General features: G+C 38.8%; 20 protein-coding genes and 1 pseudogene. 5 read left to right on the top strand and 16 right to left on the bottom strand.

Annotation, left to right across the window (positions count from 1 at the left end):
• Positions 1-94 precede the first annotated feature (94 nt).
• Positions 95-1,012, bottom strand: a complete 918-nt coding sequence (locus tag ACWPWY_RS05980) for a methyl-accepting chemotaxis protein (protein ID WP_454192813.1) — start codon at positions 1,010-1,012, stop codon at positions 95-97.
• Positions 1,013-1,330: 318 nt separating this feature from the next.
• Here ACWPWY_RS05980 and ACWPWY_RS05975 point away from each other — a divergent pair, with 318 nt between their 5' ends.
• Positions 1,331-2,980: a diguanylate cyclase domain-containing protein gene (locus tag ACWPWY_RS05975; RefSeq protein ID WP_454190830.1), complete on the top strand. Its 1,650-nt coding sequence runs from the start codon at positions 1,331-1,333 to the stop codon at positions 2,978-2,980.
• Positions 2,981-3,127: 147 nt separating this feature from the next.
• Positions 3,128-4,462, top strand: a pseudogene (locus ACWPWY_RS05970) (IS3 family transposase).
• A gap of 76 nt (positions 4,463-4,538) precedes the next feature.
• On the opposite strand, the gene ACWPWY_RS05965 reads toward ACWPWY_RS05970, so the two are convergent.
• Entirely contained in the window at positions 4,539-5,438 is a 900-nt protein-coding gene (locus ACWPWY_RS05965) for an alpha/beta hydrolase (RefSeq protein ID WP_454190829.1), read from the bottom strand.
• A 127-nt stretch (positions 5,439-5,565) separates the two neighbouring features.
• On the opposite strand from ACWPWY_RS05965, the gene glsA reads away from it, so the two are divergent.
• The gene (gene glsA, locus ACWPWY_RS05960; RefSeq protein WP_454190828.1) at positions 5,566-6,504 is read left to right on the top strand and encodes a glutaminase A; all 939 of its coding nucleotides are present in this window, start codon (positions 5,566-5,568) and stop codon (positions 6,502-6,504) included.
• 110 nt (positions 6,505-6,614) lie between these two features.
• On the opposite strand, the gene ACWPWY_RS05955 is transcribed toward glsA, so the two are convergent.
• From ACWPWY_RS05955 to ACWPWY_RS05915, 9 genes are all read right to left on the bottom strand, one after another.
• On the bottom strand, positions 6,615-9,218 hold the full coding sequence (locus ACWPWY_RS05955; RefSeq protein WP_454190827.1) for an ABC transporter permease: 2,604 nt from the start codon (positions 9,216-9,218) through the stop codon (positions 6,615-6,617).
• A complete protein-coding gene (locus tag ACWPWY_RS05950; protein ID WP_454190826.1) occupies positions 9,215-9,898 on the bottom strand; it encodes an ABC transporter ATP-binding protein in 684 nt (227 codons plus the stop codon). The genes ACWPWY_RS05955 and ACWPWY_RS05950 overlap by 4 nt, the downstream gene beginning before the upstream one ends.
• Before the next feature lie 161 nt (positions 9,899-10,059).
• Positions 10,060-11,061, bottom strand: coding sequence for a sensor histidine kinase (locus tag ACWPWY_RS05945; RefSeq protein ID WP_454190825.1), 1,002 nt, complete (start codon positions 11,059-11,061; stop codon positions 10,060-10,062).
• Between the two features lies 1 nt (position 11,062).
• Positions 11,063-11,746 carry a response regulator transcription factor gene (locus tag ACWPWY_RS05940; RefSeq protein WP_454190824.1) on the bottom strand — a complete coding sequence of 228 codons (684 nt, stop codon included), beginning with the start codon at positions 11,744-11,746 and terminating at the stop codon, positions 11,063-11,065.
• 161 nt (positions 11,747-11,907) lie between these two features.
• Complete coding sequence (locus tag ACWPWY_RS05935; protein WP_454190823.1) at positions 11,908-13,017, bottom strand: oxidoreductase family protein; 1,110 nt, start codon at positions 13,015-13,017, stop codon at positions 11,908-11,910.
• Between the two features lie 91 nt (positions 13,018-13,108).
• Complete coding sequence (locus ACWPWY_RS05930; protein ID WP_454190822.1) at positions 13,109-13,693, bottom strand: hypothetical protein; 585 nt, start codon at positions 13,691-13,693, stop codon at positions 13,109-13,111.
• Positions 13,694-13,807: 114 nt separating this feature from the next.
• Positions 13,808-14,596 carry an ABC transporter permease gene (locus tag ACWPWY_RS05925; RefSeq protein ID WP_454190821.1) on the bottom strand — a complete coding sequence of 263 codons (789 nt, stop codon included), beginning with the start codon at positions 14,594-14,596 and terminating at the stop codon, positions 13,808-13,810.
• Complete coding sequence (locus ACWPWY_RS05920; RefSeq protein WP_454190820.1) at positions 14,593-15,498, bottom strand: ABC transporter ATP-binding protein; 906 nt, start codon at positions 15,496-15,498, stop codon at positions 14,593-14,595. Before ACWPWY_RS05920 ends, ACWPWY_RS05925 begins: the two co-directional genes overlap by 4 nt.
• Positions 15,498-15,734 (bottom strand): PLD nuclease N-terminal domain-containing protein, encoded by a 237-nt coding sequence (locus ACWPWY_RS05915; RefSeq protein ID WP_454190819.1) that lies wholly within the window; start codon positions 15,732-15,734, stop codon positions 15,498-15,500. Before ACWPWY_RS05915 ends, ACWPWY_RS05920 begins: the two co-directional genes overlap by 1 nt.
• 133 nt (positions 15,735-15,867) lie before the next feature.
• On the opposite strand from ACWPWY_RS05915, the gene ACWPWY_RS05910 reads away from it, so the two are divergent.
• The gene (locus tag ACWPWY_RS05910) at positions 15,868-16,407 is read left to right on the top strand and encodes a helix-turn-helix domain-containing protein (RefSeq protein ID WP_454190818.1); all 540 of its coding nucleotides are present in this window, start codon (positions 15,868-15,870) and stop codon (positions 16,405-16,407) included.
• 136 nt (positions 16,408-16,543) lie between these two features.
• Here ACWPWY_RS05910 and ACWPWY_RS05905 read toward each other — a convergent pair whose 3' ends face one another.
• From ACWPWY_RS05905 to ACWPWY_RS05890, 4 genes are all read right to left on the bottom strand, one after another.
• Positions 16,544-17,755 (bottom strand): MFS transporter, encoded by a 1,212-nt coding sequence (locus tag ACWPWY_RS05905; RefSeq protein WP_454190817.1) that lies wholly within the window; start codon positions 17,753-17,755, stop codon positions 16,544-16,546.
• Positions 17,756-17,792: 37 nt separating this feature from the next.
• A complete protein-coding gene (locus ACWPWY_RS05900) occupies positions 17,793-18,203 on the bottom strand; it encodes a MarR family winged helix-turn-helix transcriptional regulator (RefSeq protein ID WP_454190816.1) in 411 nt (136 codons plus the stop codon).
• Between the two features lie 555 nt (positions 18,204-18,758).
• Complete coding sequence (locus ACWPWY_RS05895) at positions 18,759-19,520, bottom strand: AAA family ATPase (RefSeq protein ID WP_454190815.1); 762 nt, start codon at positions 19,518-19,520, stop codon at positions 18,759-18,761.
• Positions 19,521-19,643: 123 nt separating this feature from the next.
• Positions 19,644-20,087: an NUDIX domain-containing protein gene (locus ACWPWY_RS05890; protein WP_454190814.1), complete on the bottom strand. Its 444-nt coding sequence runs from the start codon at positions 20,085-20,087 to the stop codon at positions 19,644-19,646.
• Positions 20,088-20,284: 197 nt separating this feature from the next.
• Between ACWPWY_RS05890 and ACWPWY_RS05885 the strand changes: the two genes are divergently transcribed.
• Positions 20,285-21,277 carry an ABC transporter substrate-binding protein gene (locus tag ACWPWY_RS05885; RefSeq protein WP_454190813.1) on the top strand — a complete coding sequence of 331 codons (993 nt, stop codon included), beginning with the start codon at positions 20,285-20,287 and terminating at the stop codon, positions 21,275-21,277.
• A 203-nt stretch (positions 21,278-21,480) separates the two neighbouring features.
• Here the strand turns inward: ACWPWY_RS05885 and ACWPWY_RS05880 are convergent, their stop codons facing one another.
• Positions 21,481-22,803, bottom strand: a complete 1,323-nt coding sequence (locus ACWPWY_RS05880) for an IS4 family transposase (protein ID WP_454190812.1) — start codon at positions 22,801-22,803, stop codon at positions 21,481-21,483.
• Positions 22,804-22,813 lie beyond the last annotated feature (10 nt).

Raw genomic sequence — 22,813 nt, 5'->3', positions numbered from 1 at the left:
ATTATAACAAGATTTTCGCTTACCATCAATCTCTTGAACCTCGCCACACTAAAAAGAGCATGAGTAAACTCTCATGCTCTTCCTTTCATTACATTTATACAATGGTTATGACTTGTCGTGCTTTGGAATCCAGCTCCTGTGCGGAGGAGAGTACAACCGTGAAATCTTTCATGGCGACCTCGATCTGCTGCTGACTTTGCTCAATATGATTCTGAATTTCCTTTGTTCCTTGCGATATATTAGAAATCTCTTTCGTTATGCCCTGAACACTATCTCTTATCTCAACAATCGAGTTTTCGACCATCGAAGACAGTTTCTTCACTTCTTTGGCCACGACATCAAACCCTCTGCCATATTCACCGGCATGGGCAGCTTCGATTGCCGCATTAAGTGCGAGGAGCTGTGTCTGAGAGGAAATGTCACGAATCGTTTTTACTATGTTTTGTATGGATTTAGCTTCTTGCTGTAGGTCTGTAAGCGTTTGCGTATTTACGGCAGAAACATTCGCAATGGAAGAAATACTCTCTAACAATTCTTCGCTGCGATCAATCCCCATTTCAGCACGTTTGTTTAGGATCGTAGACATTTCCTTAAGTTCATCTACAACAGCCGTAAGGTTGTTTTGGCGATTCGTTATGTTGGTGGCTACCTTAGATACAGCGAGAATTTTCTCGCCTTTTTCATCAAAAACCGGCATATAGGTAGCTTCCAGCCATATTTGATTCCCTTTAGCATCTTTACGTTCAATCTTATCCTGATAACTTTTTCCGCAAAGGATATTGCCCCAGAACTGTTCGTACGCTGGACTATTAACAAAATTGGGAAAACATAATTCCTTATGTAACATTCCATACATTTCTTCTCTCGTATAACCCATACTGCTTGCAAATCCTTCATTCACGTACGTTACACGTCGTTCTAGATCAAATCGAATAATTGCTAAATTTTTTTCCATCGCCGTAATCACGGACTTATATGTCACGCCATCCTCCGTGCTGTTATTACTTATCATGTTCAATTACATTCCTCCATACTCCTACTGGGGCATTACTAGAATAAGAAATACGAATCGCACAGTACAAATGTATCAACAAAGAAATATACATGCTAAACGGTTGTCTGTCTGTATGAATACACACATCTTAACTCTTCAGTTATATTTTTGTTTTATTAATCACTTTTAATAGTAATACAAAATATAACAAATAGCGATAAAATACGACAAATTCTATGGATTATTTTTCCTATTTATGTTATATTCACTCTATTCACTTTATATGTAAAAGCCTCGTTCTGTGAGTCTTAAAATATAGTAGACGTGGGAGGCTACATGATTAAATTACGCACTATTCTTATTCTTACCTTTACATCCTTTGTCATTTTATTAACGGCAATCATCGGGTCACTCCTAAGCAATCGTTCTGCAGTTCGTTTACAAAATCAAATTGGACAATCTCTTTCGAGTATCGCTTATCAGATGTCGGACAAACTCGACAGTTTCATGTGGTCCCGTGCAGGAGAAGTTGAGATTTTGGCATCTATGATGGAAATGGAACAAACTCAAGATGTAGCGAAGACCCAAAAATCACTTGATCAATTAAAATCAAGTTTCCCTTCTTTCTCTTGGGTTGGATTCATTGACGATCAAGGTGAGGTACTTGCGGCAACAGACGAAATATTAGTAGGAGCCAACATCGCTGAACGTCCCGTTTTCAAAGAAGGAATCAATGGAAAGTTTATCGGAGATGTACATGAAGCCGTATTACTTTCGAAACTTCTTCCAAATCCCACTGGAGAACCGTTACAATTCGTCGATATCAGTTTACCGGTACAAGGGAAAGCAGGAACCACGATCGGTGTACTTGCTGCCCACTTAAGCTGGGAATGGTCGAAAGAAGTTCAGCGAACGATTCTTGAACCTCAAAAAGACCATATACAGGATTTAGAATTATTTATTATCAGTAAAGCAGACAGCACGGTACTGCTGGGCCCGGAGACTATGGTAGGTCAGAAACTTAATATGAACAACATTACAAAAGGTCAAAAAGGTGAGAATAATTGGGGAATTGAGGAATGGCCGGATGGAAAAAACTATCTTACGGGTTACGCCTATGGGGATGGTTATCTGAATTATGAAGGCCTCGGCTGGACTGTGTTGGTTAGGCAACCTACTGATGTCGCATTTTCTTCTATGAGCCAAATGATGAACAGTTTTATTTTTATTGGTATTATTGCATCCATCATCTTTGCCACAATCGGTTGGTTTCTTGCGGAGACGATTTCCAGACCCATTCGCGGAATAACAGCAGCAGCCAATCAGCTTCGTTCAGGTAGAAATGTTACCATTCCTGAATACAAGAGATTTGCTGAACTACACAGCCTTTCTACATCGCTGCGAAGTTTAGTTGAATCGTTAAGTCGTTCCGAATCCGCACTAGGAGATATGAAACTTCTCGCTGAACAAGATCAATTAACCGGACTTCCTAACCGGATCGCACTTGAACGTTATCTGGAGGAAACGATTGAACATCTCAATATCCCCTTCGAGACACTTGCATTCATGTACATTGACTTGGATGGATTCAAAAAAGTGAATGACACACTAGGCCATCAAGTTGGAGACTTGCTTTTACAAAAAGTTGCACAAAGACTTCTTATGGTCACGAAACCCGGCAACATTACCGTTCGATTGGGAGGAGATGAGTTTTTGCTCATTCTTCGATCATCACAAGCTGATTCATATCAAGAATCTCTTGATTTAGCTGAAGAAATCATTACTTTAATGAACAAACCTTTTATTGTAGATTTCAATCATGTTTCGATTGGCTGCAGTATTGGCGTGGCATTCTATCCACTGCATGATCCGAATGTCGGTAACATAATTCGGATAGCAGACGAATGTTTATACCGATCTAAGCAGTCTGGAAGAAATCGAGTTACTTTTTATGATGAACATCAAGAAGAACAAAACGAGTCATAAAAATATAATGCGGCGTAGCAGTCATTTGAACTGAACCCCGAATGGTAGACACTTTAAAAAAAGTGACTCCATTCGGGGTTTTTCTATTTTCTTTCTAGAAAAGTCCCGTTATACTAACATTACAATTTTTAGAACGGAGTAATTATCATGAGTAAGATTATCTTTAATGAACACCAACAAAGACAATTAGAGGCCAATCCAAATGTTAGAATCGTGACAGATCGGACGATTCAATATACCCCTGACTTTAAACTACTAGCGGTTAAACAAAACCAAGTTGGCAAAGGACCAGCAGAAATTTTCACAGAAGCTGGATTTGATTTGAAGGTGATTGGCCTAAGTAAAGCACGAAGTGCCTTAGATCGTTGGCGTAGAACCTTTCAAACCTATGGAGAAGATGGTTTTTTTGAAGAACGTCGAGGAAAAGGCAGTAAAGGACGTCCTAAGAAAGAAAATGCCTCTGCAGAAAGGAAATTAGCCCAAGCAGAAGCGCGTATTCGATTGCTAGAGGCGGAGTTGTCTTTACTAAAAAAGCTAGACGAGTTAGAAAGGCAGGCGAAAAAGAATCGTCGTTAACAGCTCGAGAGAAATACCAAGTCATCAATGAAACGATTCGGCAGTATCAATTGAAAAACATGGTCCGTTACTTATGTGAAGTGGCTAGAGTAAGTCCTAGTGGCTATTACAAGTGGCTTCAAAACGGAGAAAAACGAGCCCTCAGTGAAGAATCAGATTATCAAGATTATCTCTTACTAAAAGAAATTTATGATCAAGCCAACGGGAAAATTGGTTATCGTGGTTTGTATATGGAAGTGACTGAAAAAGCCGGTCGGCCCATGAATCATAAAAAAATCTTACGTTTAATGCGTAAGTTTCACTTCTTTGCCAAAGTACGAAGAGCAAATCCTTATCGTACGCTAACCAAAGCTACAGAAGCTCACTGCCAGGTACCAAACCACTTAAAACGTCAGTTCAACCAAGAGGAACCTGGGAAAACATTCGTAACCGACATTACTTACTTGCAAATTCAGGGTGGTAAAACGGCTTATTTGTCATGTGTGAAAGATGTGGCGACACGGGAAATTGTCGCTTATGAACTTTCAACGAGTTTACGGATGGAAATTGTCTATCGAACGTTAAGCAAATTAGAAGACTTTATCGGGAATCGATCGACTACATCCAGAAGCCATGATTCACTCGGATCAAGGTTTTCATTACACCCATCCAGAGTACCAGTTTCGTGTAAAGAGGATGGGACTTCTGCAATCTATGTCGCGAAGAGGAAACTGCCTAGATAACGCACCGATGGAGTCTTTCTTTGGGCACATGAAAGACGAAATATCTTATAAACAAGCAACCAGTATAGTAGAACTAAGACGAATGGTTGATGATTACATGGACCACTATAATAATACAAGAAAGCAATGGACATTAAAAAAGATGACTCCGGCAAGATACCGAAGTCATCTCATTGCCGCTTAAACAGCGGCACATCCTTTTTTTAAAACTGTCTACTTAATAGGGTTCAGTTCAATTTCTGCTATTGCCGCATTTTTTATTATCTTTGTTTTATAAAACTAATGATCGCCTGCTGATATTTCTCGGGTTCTTCAAGTCTTGGAAAGTAAGCACTTTTATCAAAGGATACGATAGAATGATTAGGTACTTGTTGTCTATATGCTTCCTGTTGTTCTACCGTACATACCGGATCGAATATTCCTGTAATTAACAATGAAGGCTGAGTAAGTTTGTGGAGGTCTGAAAGTAAACTTTTAAAAAATTTGCCTTCAATCTGCAGTTTATTGATATGTATCTGCCCCTTTTCCCAAAGTTCACCGGGTGGAACCAATTGATCTACCAATTCATTATAAACTGCTGGGTTCATGCCTTTGAAATAGAGATAATCTCGATGTTCACCTAATTGTTGCCCAATCTCCCCCCAAGCATTCCAAAGATCACTTGCTGAAAAATCTCCTTTAAGATACTGGTCACACTTCTGAGTACCTTCTTGATGGTTTAAAGACTGGAAAATAGGCACTGCACTTTGGATAAAGTTTCTCATCGAGCTTTTAATATCAAAAGAAGGAGTTTCAAATATTACTTTTTTTACGGAACTGGGATACTGAACCGCATAATGAAATGCCACGTATCCACCAAACGAATGTCCTAACACGGTCCACTGACGTATGCCTAAATGATTCCGTATAGCCTCACAATCTTCTATGATATCTTGTAATCCAAATATTTCTTCTGCAGAAATAGGGTCCGAACGCAGGACTCCTCTCTGATCTAAGGCAATGACCCTTACTGTTCCTGCTAATTCCTTTGCCTGGAAATAACAAAAATCCACACAGCTGGCTCCGGGTCCTCCATGTAAATATAATAATGCCTCATCGCATGTATCGTTGTACTCCTCAACATATAGCCGGGTACCACGAATGGGTAGTAGATATCTCATTATATCCCCCTTCTTTTGCTTACCTACTACTTAATTATCTCTTCGCACTCATAATCCTTCCGTTCTGCGGGAAAAGTAAGATCGTTCTAATTCTCCTCTATTAGTTAACGAAAAGGAGCTCGCCAAGATGAATACCGAAATTGAACATATACGCAAACAACTTCCTGACTGGGTAAAGTCAAGTGTACCTCATTCTTCTATTGGGAAAGTTGCTTCCTATATACCTGAGTTAGCTAAAGCACCCCATGATGCCTTAGGGATCACACTAATGAACACAAACGGGGAGTTTGCTTCTGCTGGAAACTTCGATATGTGTTTTACAATGCAAAGTATTTCTAAAGTGTACACACTGATTTTAGCTCTTATGGATAATGGCGAAGATAAAGTGTTTAGTAAAGTGGGTATGGAGCCTACAGGAGATAACTTCAACTCCATGCTTAAGCTTGAACTGGTTAGACCAGGTATTCCTTTCAATCCATTTATTAATGCGGGAGCTATTATGGTCTCATCTTTAATTCACGGTAATAGTCAAAAAGAGAAGTCAGCACGAATTCTCCAATTCTTCAAAGAACTTGCGAATAATAATAATCTGAAACACGATGAGGATGTTTTTTACTCGGAGCTTGAATCAGGACATTTAAATCGTTCCATAGCTTACTTTTTAAAAGGAAATGGTGTGCTCGATTGTGATGTTGAAGAGGTGCTACACGTTTACTTTTGTCACTGTTCTATCCTCGTCAATTGTGCTGACTTAGCACGTATGGCTTTGGTTCTTGCTTGCAATGGGGTAGATCCTCTGACTGGAAAAAAACTAATTCCACCTAGGTTCGTTCAAATTGCGAAGACTTTCATGACCACATGCGGGATGTACAATGCGTCCGGTGAATTTTCGATTCAGGTCGGATTGCCTGCCAAAAGCGGTGTATCAGGAGGTATTTTAGCATTGGTTCCAGGCCGCTATGGAATTGGGGTTATTGGACCGGCACTCAATGATAAAGGGAATAGTCAGGTCGGAATAGAATTACTTGAGACCATCTCACAGGAGATGCATTGGAGCATGTTCTAACATACATCATAGGTGTTAAAAATAACAAAATGAAGCTCTGACTATTCATTAAAACTAATTTGAATAAGCAGAGCTTCATTTATTTTAGTGTCGTAACAGACGCAAATTAATTATATATTTTCCTGTTTTAGTGCATCAATAATGTTTTCTTTTTTTACTTTGGAGCTGGAATACAGCATAGCTGCACTTACAATACAAAACACAGCAATAATAACATACAGTATACTTAGCCAAGGAAGTGAAAAGCTGAAAGAGAAGCTGTTCATCATCGATCTATAGATCAAATACATCAAAATGATACTGATCGGAATTCCATAAAGCAATGATTTGATTCCGTAGAAGATACTTTCATAATTGATCATTTTTCTAAAGCCTTTTGGTGTCATTCCCATCGATTTTAGCATCGCAAATTCACGCTTCCGAAGCGATATGCTGGTTGAGATCGTATTGAAAATATTAGCAACCGATATTAATGTAATCAACACGATAAAACCATACGTGAATATGGACATTAGTAAAACCATCTGTTCTTCTTGCTGTCGATTCTGATATACATTGTTAATATAAATATTGTTCTCTTTCATTTCTTCAATAGAATTCTGTGTCGCTATAGGATCTGAACTTGTTAGGTAAAGTGTGTTTCTCATATCTTTTTCCGTGTTCTCACTGACCAGCTCTTTAAAAACCTGATCTGAAACAACGATATTCAGGTTACCCAGATAGGAAGGAGAAATACCTAAAGGTAACTCGTCTGTTAATGCAGCAATTTTCACAGGCTTCATGCTTGTTTCTTCGTTTGTATCCCAGTCGGTATAATAAAGATCGATCTGATCTCCTTTTTCCAAATAGGTCGCTTTTGTTTCCACATATTTTCTTGATTCATGATCTTCATATCTATTTTTGTTGATTACAATCGCAGCCGGTTCATCAAGATTCATTAATTGATCGTAATCGGCTCCTACCTTGTCAGCGTATGCCTTTAGATTTATCTCATCAAGTGCAGAAACTTGAATAAAATATGGATATTTCCCGTCTCTCAAGTTACTATCGTCTATTAGAGACTCTTTTAGCTCATCAGCGATGAAGGCTTTATCAATCATAGAATTTACATCTAAAGATTGAATATAATTAGCATCTGTGACATTCGAAAGAGCGGTAATCGAGTTAACCAGCTCAGCTGTTTCTTCTTCAGAATCCAGCTCCATCCGAACTAAGATATCATAATTTACCCCGCTGGAAGAAAGATCAACTCCCTTTTTCAGATTCCCTGTAAAAGCAGTAACACTTAAAAACAAAACAATACTAATAACAAGAGAAAATACGGTCGCTTGGTATCTACGCTTATTTCTTTTTAAGTTCTTTAGACCAATTTCTGCTTCCATACCAAATACTTTACGAACAAGTTTCGAGGTTTTCACTGCTTTGCGTGTCAGCTTTACATCTTGGGTCTGACGAATCGCATCAATGGCAGAAATCTTAGAAGCTTTCAGGGCGGGTATATAAGTCGAGATAAAGATCGTCAGCATTGAAACAAGACAAGTGATAAGTATAGAAGATGGAGTCACTGTTACAGTTAATTTTTCAGAAACTCCTAACACACCTTGGATTATCGGATTAATACACATAAACGTAATCGCAATACCAACAAGTCCAAAAATGATGCCTAAAGGAATACTAATGATTCCAATCACGAATCCTTCAAAGTACACCGAATTTCTTTTTTGTCTTTTCGTTGCACCTACACTCGCTAGCATTCCTAGATGTCTAGCGCGTTCTGAAACCGAAATTGCAAACGCATTATAGATCAATGCTACAGAACCAATCACAATGACAGTCATGATGATGACAGATAACGAAATCAGCATATTTCGGAAACCGTCATTTTTGGTAATCCCATAATATCGCAGTAATGCATTGTTATACGCTACATCTTTTATATCCGCTTGATCTGCTAATTGTTCAGCATGTTTATATAAAGAATAATCCACCTTCTTAAGAGCCACGGTAGCTGTCACTTTATCTCCAGCAGATAATTGGTTCTTATCAAAATAATTAAGGACGGTATACCCTGGTGATTGTACAGGTTCCCACGTAGGACGTTCAATGATCCCTACCACAGTGTAGTTTTGAGTCGATTGATTTTGAAGGCGCTCATTTATAGTACCGTTAATTCTTTGTAATGGATCGATTGGTTTTAAAATATAATTTTCACTTTCATCCCCGTCAGTGGTTATACGTTCTCCCACTTGTAAAGATAAGGTGTCACCAACCTTATAGTTCACTTTTGCATTAGAAGCAATTTCTTGAGAGATGACAACTTCGTTTTTCGATGTAGGAAATCGCCCTTCGATCAGCTCAACAGGAAATTGTGTAAACCCCTGCTCATTATATGCTTTTATAAATAGATAAGGTTTGCTATCATTTTGACTTCCAGGTAAAGGAGCATAACCAAGATCCTTCGAAATGATAAGAGATTGGATATTCTCGTCTGCTTCGATTACATTTAACTGTGCTTTATCTACATCCTGATACTGTAGATGCCATTCCCCTTCTGTTGCGATATTTTGTCTCTTCATAAGATCCATAAATGAAACACTGAGAGTGGTTACCGCAATAAACATGGCGACCGAAATAATTACGCCCAAAACCGTTACTAATGTTCTTCGCTTGTTTAATTTTAAATGCCGTAGTGTTAATTTATTGACGATATTCACGGACGGATCACCTCATCTTTAGCGATCCTTCCATCTTCTATCGTAATAATTCGATCTGCTTGCAGAGCGATTCGTTCATCATGAGTAATGACAATCAGCGTCTGATTGTAAGTTTTATTAAACATTTTTAGAAGATCAACGATTTCACCGCTGTTCTTGCTATCCAGATTACCCGTCGGTTCATCTGCTAACATAATAGAAGGATTACTTATGAGCGCTCTGCCAATGGACACACGTTGCTGTTGTCCTCCTGACAGCTGGTTAGGTAAATGCCCCAGACGCTTTTCTAAATTTAACAGTTTCACCATATCCGCAAACTGTTTCTTATCCACTTTATGTCCATCTAGCAGTAGAGGAAGCGTAATATTCTCTTCCACGGTTAATACCGGTATTAGATTATAAAACTGATAAATCAGTCCAATTTGTCTGCGCCGAAATATCGCAAGCTGTGTTTCGTTTAAAGCATAAATATCTGTATTATCGACATATACTTTACCGCTCGTTGGCTGATCTACACCCCCCAGCAGATGAAGAATGGTTGATTTTCCGGAGCCTGACGGCCCAATGATGGCAACGAACTCGCCTCTTTTCACCGAAAAAGAAACATCATCCAGCGCCTTCACCGCCGTTTCGCCTTTTCCGTATATTTTAGTTAGATTTTCTACTTTTAAAATCTCCATCGTTGATGACCCCCTTTGTTCATGAGATCAGTATATCTACCTTCCATGACTCTCAGGTGACTCTTAAGTGACTATTTAGTCACTTAATGAATACCTAGCAGAAGAAATGCTATGTTTGAGTCAATTTCTATCCTCTTTAAACAGATGAATTTTATAATGCTTCATATCCTTTGTTTATAAAATTTAATCTGAAACTCGGTTCCCGCTCCAAGCTCGCTTTTTACATCAATCGTTCCATTTTGACTCGTAATAATACTTTGCGCGAGTGCAAGACCAATTCCTACGCTGTCTTCACTTGCCTGTTTTCCTTTAAAGAACCGCTTAAATAGATGAGGGATTTCATCCTTTGGTATTCCTTTTCCGTTATCAGAGATTATAATCTCCGTGAAAAGTACGTTTTCAGCGTATGATATCGTGATTTCTCCGCCTGATGGTGTATGCTCAACTCCATTTTTCAAAACATTAACAATCGCTTCCGAGGTCCAGTTCAGGTCACCAAGAAAGAAAGTTGAGTCTTCTCCATTGATGAAGAGTCTTTGTTCCTTAATATCCATCGGAACTAGTACAGGCTCAATTGACTTCTGAATTAGCTCGCTTACCTTAATACGTTCCTTCTTAAATTGAACTGTGCCTGCATCTATTCTTGAAAATTTCAGCAATGCAGAAATAAGCCAACCGATTCGATCAAGTTGGATACTGATATTCCGTACGAACTCTATTCGTTTGCTTCGATCCAGCTCTGGATCACTTAATAAATCGGCCATGACCGTCATGGAGGTAAGCGGTGTTTTGAGCTGATGAGATATGTCTGAGATCGCATTGGTCAGTTTTATTTTATCTTCTTGTAAAAGAGACCGTTGCTCCGATAACATGAGTGTTACTTTATAAATATCGTTCTTAAGAATGCTAAGCTCGCCTTCCTCGTTATCACGTACATCCAGTGAATAGTTGCCGCTTGTAATTTCACGCAGATAGCTTGATAACTTTGCAATCTCTCGGTATCGGTACCGAGTATATAATATACTGCACGTGATAAGCACAGCCGCTGTGACAATCGTGATCCATGCTGTTTCTCTAGAAATGATCATAGCTGTGATCACTGCAACCAGGCTGAGCGAAGACATCGTCAGTAGTAACATTCGAATTTCTTTATTTCGGAACATGCTAATCACCAACCTTATATCCTAAACCGCGCACGGTTTTAATCAGCTTCGGTTCTTGCGGATTATCCTCTAACTTTTCTCGTAACCTTTTGATATATACAGATAACGTGTTATCGTTCACGAAATCTCCTGCTACATCCCATAAACGCTCTAAGAGCTGCGTTCTAGAGAGAACTTGTCCAATATGATTAGAAAATATAAGTAACAAACGATATTCCAAAGCGGTCAGCAGAATTTCATTACCATTTTTGTATACCTTTCCTTCGAGCGTATTAATCCTCACATGATCTAATTCAATATACGTTTGCGGTAACGTTTGTTTTTGATATCGCCGCAAGACAGATTTAATGCGCGAAAGTAACTCCCGAATTCGAAAAGGTTTTGTTATATAATCATCCGCCCCCATATCCAGACCCATCACAACATTAACCTCATCATCAATTGCTGTTAAAAAGATGACTGGGATATCACTTCGCTCTTTTACGATCTTACACAATTCATACCCGCTGCCATCGGGAAGTGACAAATCGAAAATACATAAGGTTATCTCCGATAACTGATTATGTAACACCTGAACTGCGGATGACGCATCATAGCACAGTATGGTCTGATATTGATCTTGTTGCAATGAATACTCTAGTCCAGATGCTATTGTTTTATCGTCCTCAACAAGTAAAATCTTCATTTGCATTCATCCTAACTTTGATATAGTCAACATGTTTCGATGATTATTCTCTCATAATTAGACGCATATACCAAACTCAAATTTTCACAAACTTACTCCATGAAAAAAGCCGCGATCTACGCGGCCACTACGAATGTACTCATTAGTTTTCATCATACGATTCATATAATTCCCAGTCTTTCTGCTTCTTCTGCCGAATCCATCTGAAGCTCGGTAACACATATCATACGCTTGCTCTCTGGCGAGTCCTGATCTTGCTGAAACTGTCTGAGCATGACGGGAACTTCCCATATAGAACGGAAAGCAAAAGAGAGTAAGTAACCCAATTTAGCAGTCAACTCGTCTCCATTCCATCCATTTTTTCTAAGTCCATCTATGTATGAAGTGAAAAATAGATCGCGATATTCTCTCAACCTGTTAATCGGCACATTACCTCGGCTGATCGATAGACCTAGAAAGCGGCCCAGATCTTCTCCAATACCTGATATACTGATAAACTGCCAATCAATCACAGCGAGTTTGTCTTTTTCTTGGTGTTTATCATGGTACAAGATATTAAACTCATCAAAATCTTGATGTGATAACGTTCTTGGAAGACTTTCCAAAGCGGTCAGGTATTCACTGCGTTTTTTCTCGAACTGCTCATATTTATCAATAATCTTGGTTACTTCGCTGCTTAGATTCATCTGATCAATTTCTTGCCTTAAGGGCATATTTCGGTATTTATCACATTCCCCGACCCAGGAACGCATCCAATATTTGTTGATCCAAGCATGCTCTGGAAGTGATCTCCCATTTACATATGCGGCATGAAATCCTCCTAATTTGGCAGCTGCATAAACATAATTCTCTTCCTTCCAATTTCCTTTTTCACCCGTCATATCCTCTAACCAAAGCCATACCATACCACCTTCTTTTTCTTCCATTTCATAACATTCAGGTGCAACGAAATTCCCAGGTAACTGATGAAGTAAACCTGATTCATATGCCAAAATTTCACGTTTCCAGTAGTTATAATGACGGGGATCATCTCGCGTAGAATCGGCAATAACGATTTTAATAATAAAAGACCATTGTCGCATGGTTCCGCCGTCTAATTCCGTTTCCCCTGCTACACGATAGACACCGCCAGTAACGAAATTAAGCTGATCTAGTGTAATAGGCGTGCATAGCCATCCTTTAATTTTTCCTTGGTCAATTTGAAGAATACGGTTTGATACATCCTTTATCTTGTCCTGACCGATGTGAATCGGAGCCTTTACTGGAATCATATATATGTATTACCTCCCAAAAGAATAATATAAAGTCATAACCTAATATATTCGTTTCGAGAGTTACTTCACCCTGCTATCTCTTCATTTCTTATGCCTGATCAATAAACAACAGATTACGGTAGATGTATTTTGTAGATTTATATTTAAAAGTAAGGGATATTCCCGGTTCTTCCAGATCCATTTTCACAGAAATAAGTGCCGGTGTGCATACTAAAGAACGAATTAAGCATCTAACAAGTTTCTCATTCCCGCTCCGTACTGCGTTCGATAAGGTCAATGCAAAGGTACGATCCCTCGCAAGTTTAGAATAAAAAGGAAGAACAGCGCGTGCAATGGCCTGATGAATTCTTGGATCAAATGTAAACTGTGTAGTTCCGGGAATGATCGTCGTGCCATTGGAAAACTCTACATATGGATTTTTAATGGGGAAGCCAACAAAGAAACCAATGCCATTCGTCCCAAGCGCCAACCCTTTCGCTTTAGGTGAAGCTTTGATGAGCAGCCGAACCATTTTATCAAGATCAGTTGTACTCACGGCTTTACTCCACCGATCCGCATATTTTTTATGAAATGCAATTGCTCGGTAAAATGGATACATCACTCTTGCTGTATTTTGCAATACTCGTGCCGGTACAAATCCTCGCGTTTGATTGGGGAGTTTCTTCATTACCATAGATGTAACCCTCCTGAATGTACTAGGTTGATCCTTATCTATAGTCTATGTATCCATATTTAAGCTGATTGGGCTGCAGCAGGCAAATAATAAGTCCATGTATTTCCCTGACTCTTATTTCGGATGATATCTTTTACTAGCAATCCAATAATGCATAACGTAGATCATCAATATAATCCAACATAGCGTGCCTATTGTGCCGGCAATTGCCTTCAGATTTATGGACCCTGTGACTAGAACTTCCATCGCATACTTGCTCATGCTGGCTGAATTCACAAATTCGGTAACTGAACTAAACCCAACCATGATTCTGCAACCAATAAGAAAAACAATCGAAATGAGTCCAATGATACTCTGATTGTTACCTATCGTACTGACCACTGCAGTAAAGGTAACGATAAAAAGCACCCATATAAGATAATAAAATAAAGCGATACACAAGTGTAGGAACGGAACATCTGTAAAAAGATAGCTTACATATAAGTACGATGCAAAATAACCAATCGTTACGCTAACCGCTGCGATCATATAATGAGATATTATTTTTCCCGATAGATATGAAATGACGCTAACAGGTCTTGTTAGAATAAAAGCCAGCATCCCATTGGCCTTGTCTGTTTGAATCATTCCCATCATCGACATTGCTAGTATGATAATCCCGAGCTGATCAAATTGAGATCCTAAGGTACTTGCTAATACTTCTCCTCCCTGCTGAAGAGTCATACTTGGATCTATCGTGATTCCCTGCCCACTGCCTAATGACCCTATAATTGAAGGTAAATAGAAAGTTACGATAGGTTGTGTGATCCCTAAAAGGATAAACGCGATCGGCAGCCATACCATTTTATAATCACGTATCATCTGAATAAACTCTTTTTTGATAAGGACAATAAATGAATTCATTTTTTCACCACCAACTTTAAAAAAATCTCTTCCAACGTATCTTGATCCTCTTGGAAAGCTACAAGGTCCACATCATTCTTAAGTGCACTCTTTAATAACTCTTTTTTGTCTTGTTCGATATTTTCTACTTCTATGTATAATCGATTGCCAGTAACCTCGATCTCTTTGACGCAGGAGAGACTTTTCACCTGATGAATCCATGCGTGATCTTTCGCGGTGACTTCTACGACCAGCCTATTTTTCTGATGCTGTTTTACTAATTCAGTAATTGTGGTGTCTATTATTTTTGCGCCATCCTTGATGATGACAAACCGTTCACATATTTCTTCCGCATCACTGAGGATATGTGTAGATAATAGTATCGTCGTATCTTCTTTGATTTCTTTAATTAGATTTAACACTTCTCGCCGGCCGATCGGATCCAGTGCGGATACCGGTTCATCCATAATAATAAGTGAAGGTTTATGGAGCAAAGCTTGCGCAATACCAAGCCTTTGTTTCATTCCACCTGAAAAGGTCCCTACTTTTGAATTCTCCTCGCCTAATAACCCTACTTTGGACAAAATTTCAGGAATGGCAGTTAGTAACTCATGTTTTTTAAGTCCCGAAAGCTGCCCCATAAAAGTAAGTGTCTCTTTTGCTGTCATCCAATGAAAAAAGTTAGGATACTGTGGTAAATAACCAATCTCCTTCTTCATCAAAGATATCTTTTTTCCATTCAGCAACACCATGCCATCATCTGGGTCGATAATATCCGAAATCACATTGATTAATGTCGATTTTCCTGCACCATTGGGTCCGATCATTCCTACGCATTCTCCTGTTTGCAATTCCATTGAAAAATGATTGACAGCCATTTTATCTTTGAATGTTTTCGATACATTCTTCACTTCTAACTTCATTATCTTTCACGATCCTTTCTTCCGATTACAAAATAGAGAATGGGTCCAAGCGTGTTAACAAAGATGATGACCAGGGTCCAAATAAGAACGTTTTGCCTCGTGCTTTTGTGTCTAAATAAATCAATTAAAGCAATGAGGACTAATAATGAACCTACGATAACAAAGGGTAAAATAATGGGGATAAAAGCCATAAAATCGATATCTTTCAGTTCATCCAATCCATAGTGTAGTTTCATAATTGAACTAACCTCTCTCATTTCATTATCGTTATTGATAATGATAATATAACTTTCTCAGTCATCAATTGCAATACCTATTCTCATTATTTATAATAAGAATAATATTCATGACAAAATGAAGGAGAACACGATGGTTAATAAAGTGGAAATACTGATGCATCCCGTTCGGATAAAAATCTTGCAGGTATTAGCGAGATATAAAGATACAGGTCTAACCCCTTTAGAAATGGTAAAGGTCATCAAAGACGTACCACAAGCTACCTTGTATCGTCACATTCAAATTATGTTCGATGCCGGAATTATTCGTGTGATTAGAGAAAAGAAGGTCAAGTCTGTATCCGAAAAATATTATGCTTTGAATGAAACAGAAGCTATTCTAAATCCAGAGGAATGGAAAAAAGCTTCTGATGAGATGAAACTTGATTATGTATCCAATTATCAATTATCACTTCTGACTCAATATCAAAGTTATCTTAAGAAATTGAAAGAACTAGATAGCCAGGAAGATGGCTCTACTTTTTCACTAATGGAGTTAAAGATTGATGATAAACAATTCGCGGAATTTCAAAACGAGTTAAATGAATTGGTGACAAAATACTACCGTAGCTCGAGTAATGAAACCGATGCTCCCGTACGAACGATTGCGGTTACTATTATTCCGGATGCTTAACACCGGAAATACAGCAGTCTTTCTAAGTACAAAAAAAGCACCACATATATATGCGGTGCCTTTTTTTCTTTTAAATCATCTCAAGCTTAGAGCTTAAAATTCTATATTTACAATATTTTACTGATTGTTTTTCGTTTTAAACGCCTGACTCTTTAAGCCCGGGAATCCGTTCATCTTTCCTTGCTCTCAGCGAAAGAAGGAAACATAAGAACAATACGATTCCGGCAGAAACGTATGGGAAGTTCAGATTAACGTCAAACAGAACTCCGGCAATGATTGGTCCTAAAATATTACCCATACTTGTAAATGCAGAGTTAAGACCTGCCACATAACCTTGCTGTTCCATTGCCATCTTAGACATCTGTGTACTGATGGTCGGTCTTAGGATATCAATGGCCAGGAACACCACAAATGTAACAAGCAAAATCATCCAATACTGATGAACAAACAAGGTAAGGACAATAAAGAGTGCTGCCATTAATAGACAGAATGAAACTACATTCTTTTCACCAAATTTGTTCAAAATCCATCCGAATACGGTCACCTGAACGATAGCACCAGCGATGGAACCAAAAGTGATAATAATGGCAATATCTTTTGCAGTAAAGCCAAATTTCTGATCTACGAATAAACCAAATACAGTCTCGTAATTGGCAAGGCCAAAGGATGCTACAAGCACGATAACAAGTGCTAGGAAATAAGGTTCACGGTAAGAGCTAGCAAGCTGAGTGAATAGATTGCGTTTTAGAAGCTTCACGACCTCTTTCCCCTCATCACTAACTTGAGGTTTTGATTCTGGCAATACAATCAGAGTGACGATGGCTGCAATAGTTCCTGCAACAGCTGCTGCATAAAATGGGACCCTGATTCCATATTCAGCAATGAATCCGCCGATTCCTGGTCCAATAATGAAACCAGTGGTAATCGCAGCGTTGATTAATCCCATTCCCTTGCCACGTTCTTCTCCTGATGTAACATCTGCTGTATAAGCCATAACTGCTGGCATAATGAGTGCTGCCCCAATCCCCCCGAGCATACGTGCAGCAAATAAGAAAAATGCAGTACTGCTAAGACCAAAGATAAGCTCCGATACCGCGAATATGAGCATACCAATGATAATTATTTTTTTGCGTCCCCAGTTGTCTGATAATCTTCCCGCAAGCGGTGAAAATATGAGTTGTGTAAATGAAAATGCTGCTACCAGAAGTCCAACGATACTTCCGCTGATTTGCAGTAGATCCATATAAGTCGGCATAATTGGAACGACGAGTCCAATTCCCGTAAATATTAAGAAGATGTTTACCATTAGAAGCAGTATAGCGCCTCTATTCCTCAACATTAAAGACATATTTCTTCCTCCATCATGTAGTAACCTATGTTGTTATTTATTGCTTACTTCTCTTAATGACTTGATTGATTTCTTCCATTGTGTTTGTCATATGAATTAAATCATCAATTTTAACCTTGGAGTAATACTTCTCAATCATTTGATCATCAATATCTTTTAGCGTATCCATAAATCTTTTGCCTTGTTCACCTAACACAATAAATGACTCTCGTCTGTTGTCGGGATTCACAATCTTTGCAATCAAATCTTGCTGTTCTAACTTCGTAAGTACTTGGCTTACCGCGCTTTTAGTAATATCGAATTCTTGCGCAATCTGTGCTGCAGTCACTCGATCACGACGAGATATATAGATCAGGACGACCTCTTGCTGTGAGGTGAGATGAAAATCATCCAGTTCTTTAAACTCCTTGGTTATGAGTACATGAAATTCATCTAGCATACGGTTCATACTCTTTACCACTTTTCGATAATTCTCCAATCGCCTTCTCACTTCCCTTCGTCCATTAGTTTAGTTTACTTAACTAAACCATATTATATCGACAATATGTTGTTGTCAAACACTTTATTCCAGTGATATTTTTCCATCCTATTTCATAATTAGTGCTTGCTTTTCGATTGAGATTTTAGCAAATTTTTTTGATACAAAATTTTGGTATAGATTCAGTGAATGTTAATTAAAAAGAGGCCGTATATAGATACAGTGATTAGATTTTATTATTTTGAATTTTTCATATGTTGAAATAGTATAATAATAATCGTATGGCTTCACTTTCGTTTTCCAGAAAATATAGGCTTGCCATCTGGCAAACCGATAGAATTCCTTCTTCTTCGAATTTTTCATCATCTTAATTTCTCATTATTTCACACATGTTATCTGGCTTATCTCAACAAAAAAGACAATCCTTTTTATAATGAAAAAGATTGCCTTTGCTTTGAGTAGTAGGATTCTACCTTATTAGCTTAGAGTAATAGAACCCTACCTTAATGGATGGAGTTGAATTCTTCATTCGTCTTCGTCAAATAACTCACACAGCATACTTTCTTTGTGATTCATGAACTGTTTCATCACGACATAATGATCTGTCTCTTCTAGCCTAACTTTGTCAATGCCCTGCTCTGTTAATTGGTAGATGATACTGTCTGGATATGCCATAAGAATAGGGGAATGCGTAGAGATAATGAGCTGACTTCTGCTTTTTACAAGCTCATGAATACGGGCAAGCATCGACATTTGCCGGATGGGTGACAAGGCTGCTTCCGGTTCGTCCAGAATATAAAGACCATATCCACCAAATCGATTCAAAAAAGCAGAAAAAAATGATTCCCCATGGGACTGCTCATGTAGTGATTTTCCGCCATACGAATTTTTAAGAGGAGGTCCTCCTCCCTCTTCATCTAAAGTATCTATATAGGACGCCACATTATAGTAGCTTTCGGCTCGAAAGAAAAAACCGTCTCTTGGTTTAGCCCCTCCTCTAACGAGTCTGATCCGTTCATGTAGATTAGAATGTGTGTCTCTTGTAGCAAACTGAAAATTACGGGTTCCGCCTTCGGGATTAAATCCAGAAGCGATGGCGATAGCTTCAAGTAAAGTCGATTTTCCCATCCCATTTTCCCCGACGATATAAGTCACTTTAGGATGGAATTTCAATGTTTTCAGTTTACGAATCGCTGCGATGTTGAATGGGTAGGTTGAACGATCGCGGTAACTTTCAGGCAATATCTGGAGTTCTCTTATAAAATATGGACTTAATAAATCATTCATATCCTTATTCCTCCTTAAGGGCAAGCTAGTAGTTTGGTTCCCATAATTAGACGATGCTATATGGAAAAGATTCTATCGTATAGATTCTAGCATTCATTTCCCGAACATACCTCACCATATAGCTTATTCATGTATGATCGAAAGCGGATAAAAGCGCTTATTCATTATGTTTTGTGTAATTTGTTTTAAAATGTGTCCATTACGTAACTGACCAAGGTCCACCTCAAGGAGATGAGCTGGCTCGATCCAATTGCAATCTGTAATCCCCTCTTCTTGAAGTTGTAGCGCCCCGCCTATAATTTCTCCCATAAAATGAAACAAAATCACTTGGTCATTCGTTGAACTTGTAAAGTTATAAACACCTGTTGTAGAAGTAAGTTTTATATCGATACCCGTTTCCTCTTTTACTTCACGCAGAGCAGCAGCGAGTATGGGTTCACCTTGTTCTGCTCTTCCCGATGGAAAATTCCATTTTCCTACTTCACCCGGCTTCTTCTCTTCGATCATTAGCAATTTACCATGACTTACAATCGACACACTTGCTACCAGTACAAAATGAGGTGTCATTCTTTTTCTTCCTCTCTACTTCTATCTCAAAATGGATCTGCATAAAAAATGAGCGGTCACGTAATCCTTTAATTCAACACAGCTCTATCAATCGTACATCTTGTATACAGTGATGTAACAAAAAAAGAATTGATTTTGATAATGAGAATTGTTATCATTTAAATATATAGATAGATAAATAGGGGGAACCACTAATCATGAGAAAGAAAAAACTAATTACTTTACTGTCGGGTTTGCTCGTCGTATCCGCATTTTTATCAGCTTGCGGAACTAACGAAGATACTACTAATAATACTACACCGAATCCGAATACAAATGTAGAAGCTCCTGCAACTGATGCGCAAAATACATCTCAAGATCGTACAGTAACCGATGCAGTGGGACATGAAGTCGTTATTCCTGCTAACCCGCAGCGTATTATTGCTTCTTACCTTGAAGATCATCTCGTTGCGCTTGGTGTAAAACCAGTGGCACAATGGTCTGTTGCGAACGGTATCCAAGAATATCTCCAAACGGAACTTAAAGAGGTACCAACCATCTCTTATGATCTGCCATTTGAAGAAGTGGCAAGCTTTGAACCAGACCTGATCATTATGGATTCTGCGGATATGGCCGCTGGAGAGAAATATGAACAGTACTCCAAGATTGCATCCACTTATGTAATCGGTAGTGAAGAGAATAATGACTGGAGAGAAGAGCTTCTGAAAATCGGAGAGGTTCTAGGTAAAGATAAAGAAGCCCAGCAAGTACTTGATGAATATGATGCGAAAGCAGCCGAAGCCAAAGCGAAACTCGCAGAAGCTGTACCAGGTGAATCTGCTGCTGCAATCTGGCTCGTTCAAAAACAATTCTTTATGGTTAGCCAAGATCTTTCCAGCGGTACTGTCATGTATGATGACTTAGGACTTGCTGTACCAGAAGTAGTTAAAGAGATTTCGACTACCGGTACGGGTAACTGGCTTCCTGTTTCCCTAGAGAAACTCGCAGAACTCGATGCCGACCACCTCTTCCTGATCAACAGTGACTCCGACACAGGTAGTGAAGCATTGAACGATGACCTATGGAAGAATATTCCGGCTGTGAAAAACGGAAATGTATATGAATTTGGTAAAGATACCAGCTGGCTGTACACAGGTGCTGTTGCGAACTCCCAAATGATTGATGATATACTTAACAGCCTTGTTAAGTAAGATAGATCTTTTGAATTGATGATTTATGAGAAAAGGACCCTCTTTTATGACAATGTCATTTAGTTAAGCTTTAAAGACAACACCTGAATTAAATTTAAATCAGCACGGGAAAAAGTCCTGTGCTGTTTTTTTGTGTAAGTAAAAAAAACGCACAGCAAACAAAGCGGATGAAATATCCGCTAAAAAAGTTGGTGTGAAACGGATTATGCTACTCTATAGACGAAGCTAACAACGGATCTATACCGGATTTTTCGTGTATTCTTCTGTCCTTGACGAATGGATCGAATCGGCAACATGTTTTTACGAATCAGCGCTTCCAAATCGGGTGGGGGTTCATCGTCTCGTAAGCGCAGGAAATGTCTACAAACATAAACAGCGACTGTAAAATTGACTTGATATGGGTACCGTTTATCCATTTGGGAGATAACTACGCGCGAGGTAATCATTTCAGTAAAATTGTACATGATCATTTTTGCGAAAATCTCTTGGATAATGGAATCTTGCCTCTTTGCGTGAAAATTTGTCAGACCAACGGTGTATTTTAATGCTCTGAAAGAGGTTTCAATGCCCCAACGCATGTTATAAATTGATTTGATTTCATCAGGTGGGAAATCAGTAGAGGAAAGATTGGTAATGATCGTTTCATAAGTGCCACTCGGCAGGATAAAACGAACAACCCGAAAGGAAATGGGATAAAAGATGCGCTCATGCAGATCCAAAAAATCAAATGTAGAAGTGGAAGGGATGAACTTGTAAATCTCGGGCTGAGCCTTGACCTTTTTGGTTTGTTTTTTGGTGAGTGTCCGATGAACATCAATATCAAACTCTCTACTAGAAGGCAAACGTAAGCCCGAAAGAATACCATTGGAGTTTACATCCTTTACCCGTATGACGTAGTTCCAGCCTTTTCGTTCAATATGCGCGAAGTTATTGTAACTTTCATAGCCTCGATCGGCAATAACAATGGCTTTGCCTTGGATAGGAGAACGGTCAACCATATCTGCCATTGCCCTTCCCTCGTTGCACAATCTTCGTGGCTGAACAAGGGCATCCACGTAAAGTCTGTTGCAAAGGTCATAGGCTGCGTTCAAATGCAGAAGGTTATAACCTTTTGTGTTCGGTCCACTTTGAAAATAGGTATCTGTGTCCGCAGAGTTCGTTGCGATATGCATATCCGAACCATCAACGGCAAGTAATCGATACCCACGATAGTGCTTAATATCCGTAAACAAACGCGTAAATTCATGAAATAAAAATTCCACAGCAGAGGGTAGAATTTTATTTCTCTGTTGTACAAAAGCGGACGTGGTTGCGGTGTTTACGTCATAGCCCTCTGATTCCAAGAGTTCCTTATATATACTATTGCCACCCATTGAGATGAGAAGTTGCATGACCGTTTCAAAGGGCAGTTTTTTCTTTCTGGTAAAATCTGTTTCAGGGTTTTTGACATAAGGTGCAGGTGCAGCAGACATTTCGTGTATAAGGGATGTTAGTGATTGTTTTAGTGAATTAGCGTACTCGTTCATTGGCGTAACC

The sequence above is a fragment of the Paenibacillus sp. Marseille-Q7038 genome (assembly GCF_965111595.1).
Note: the sequence above shows the minus strand (reverse complement) of the source record. Positions and strands in the feature narration are given on the sequence as shown.

Coding starts and splice junctions, on each gene's coding strand:
- ACWPWY_RS05980 (WP_454192813.1), bottom strand. CDS start 1,012: ATGATAAGTAATAACAGCACGGAGGATGGCGTGACATATAAGTCCGTG.
- ACWPWY_RS05975 (WP_454190830.1), top strand. CDS start 1,331: ATGATTAAATTACGCACTATTCTTATTCTTACCTTTACATCCTTTGTC.
- ACWPWY_RS05965 (WP_454190829.1), bottom strand. CDS start 5,438: ATGAGATATCTACTACCCATTCGTGGTACCCGGCTATATGTTGAGGAG.
- glsA (WP_454190828.1), top strand. CDS start 5,566: ATGAATACCGAAATTGAACATATACGCAAACAACTTCCTGACTGGGTA.
- ACWPWY_RS05950 (WP_454190826.1), bottom strand. CDS start 9,898: ATGGAGATTTTAAAAGTAGAAAATCTAACTAAAATATACGGAAAAGGC.
- ACWPWY_RS05945 (WP_454190825.1), bottom strand. CDS start 11,061: ATGTTCCGAAATAAAGAAATTCGAATGTTACTACTGACGATGTCTTCG.
- ACWPWY_RS05940 (WP_454190824.1), bottom strand. CDS start 11,746: ATGAAGATTTTACTTGTTGAGGACGATAAAACAATAGCATCTGGACTA.
- ACWPWY_RS05935 (WP_454190823.1), bottom strand. CDS start 13,017: ATGATTCCAGTAAAGGCTCCGATTCACATCGGTCAGGACAAGATAAAG.
- ACWPWY_RS05930 (WP_454190822.1), bottom strand. CDS start 13,693: ATGGTAATGAAGAAACTCCCCAATCAAACGCGAGGATTTGTACCGGCA.
- ACWPWY_RS05925 (WP_454190821.1), bottom strand. CDS start 14,596: ATGAATTCATTTATTGTCCTTATCAAAAAAGAGTTTATTCAGATGATA.
- ACWPWY_RS05920 (WP_454190820.1), bottom strand. CDS start 15,498: ATGAAGTTAGAAGTGAAGAATGTATCGAAAACATTCAAAGATAAAATG.
- ACWPWY_RS05915 (WP_454190819.1), bottom strand. CDS start 15,734: ATGAAACTACACTATGGATTGGATGAACTGAAAGATATCGATTTTATG.
- ACWPWY_RS05910 (WP_454190818.1), top strand. CDS start 15,868: ATGGTTAATAAAGTGGAAATACTGATGCATCCCGTTCGGATAAAAATC.
- ACWPWY_RS05905 (WP_454190817.1), bottom strand. CDS start 17,755: ATGTCTTTAATGTTGAGGAATAGAGGCGCTATACTGCTTCTAATGGTA.
- ACWPWY_RS05900 (WP_454190816.1), bottom strand. CDS start 18,203: ATGAACCGTATGCTAGATGAATTTCATGTACTCATAACCAAGGAGTTT.
- ACWPWY_RS05895 (WP_454190815.1), bottom strand. CDS start 19,520: ATGAATGATTTATTAAGTCCATATTTTATAAGAGAACTCCAGATATTG.
- ACWPWY_RS05890 (WP_454190814.1), bottom strand. CDS start 20,087: ATGACACCTCATTTTGTACTGGTAGCAAGTGTGTCGATTGTAAGTCAT.
- ACWPWY_RS05885 (WP_454190813.1), top strand. CDS start 20,285: ATGAGAAAGAAAAAACTAATTACTTTACTGTCGGGTTTGCTCGTCGTA.
- ACWPWY_RS05880 (WP_454190812.1), bottom strand. CDS start 22,803: ATGAACGAGTACGCTAATTCACTAAAACAATCACTAACATCCCTTATA.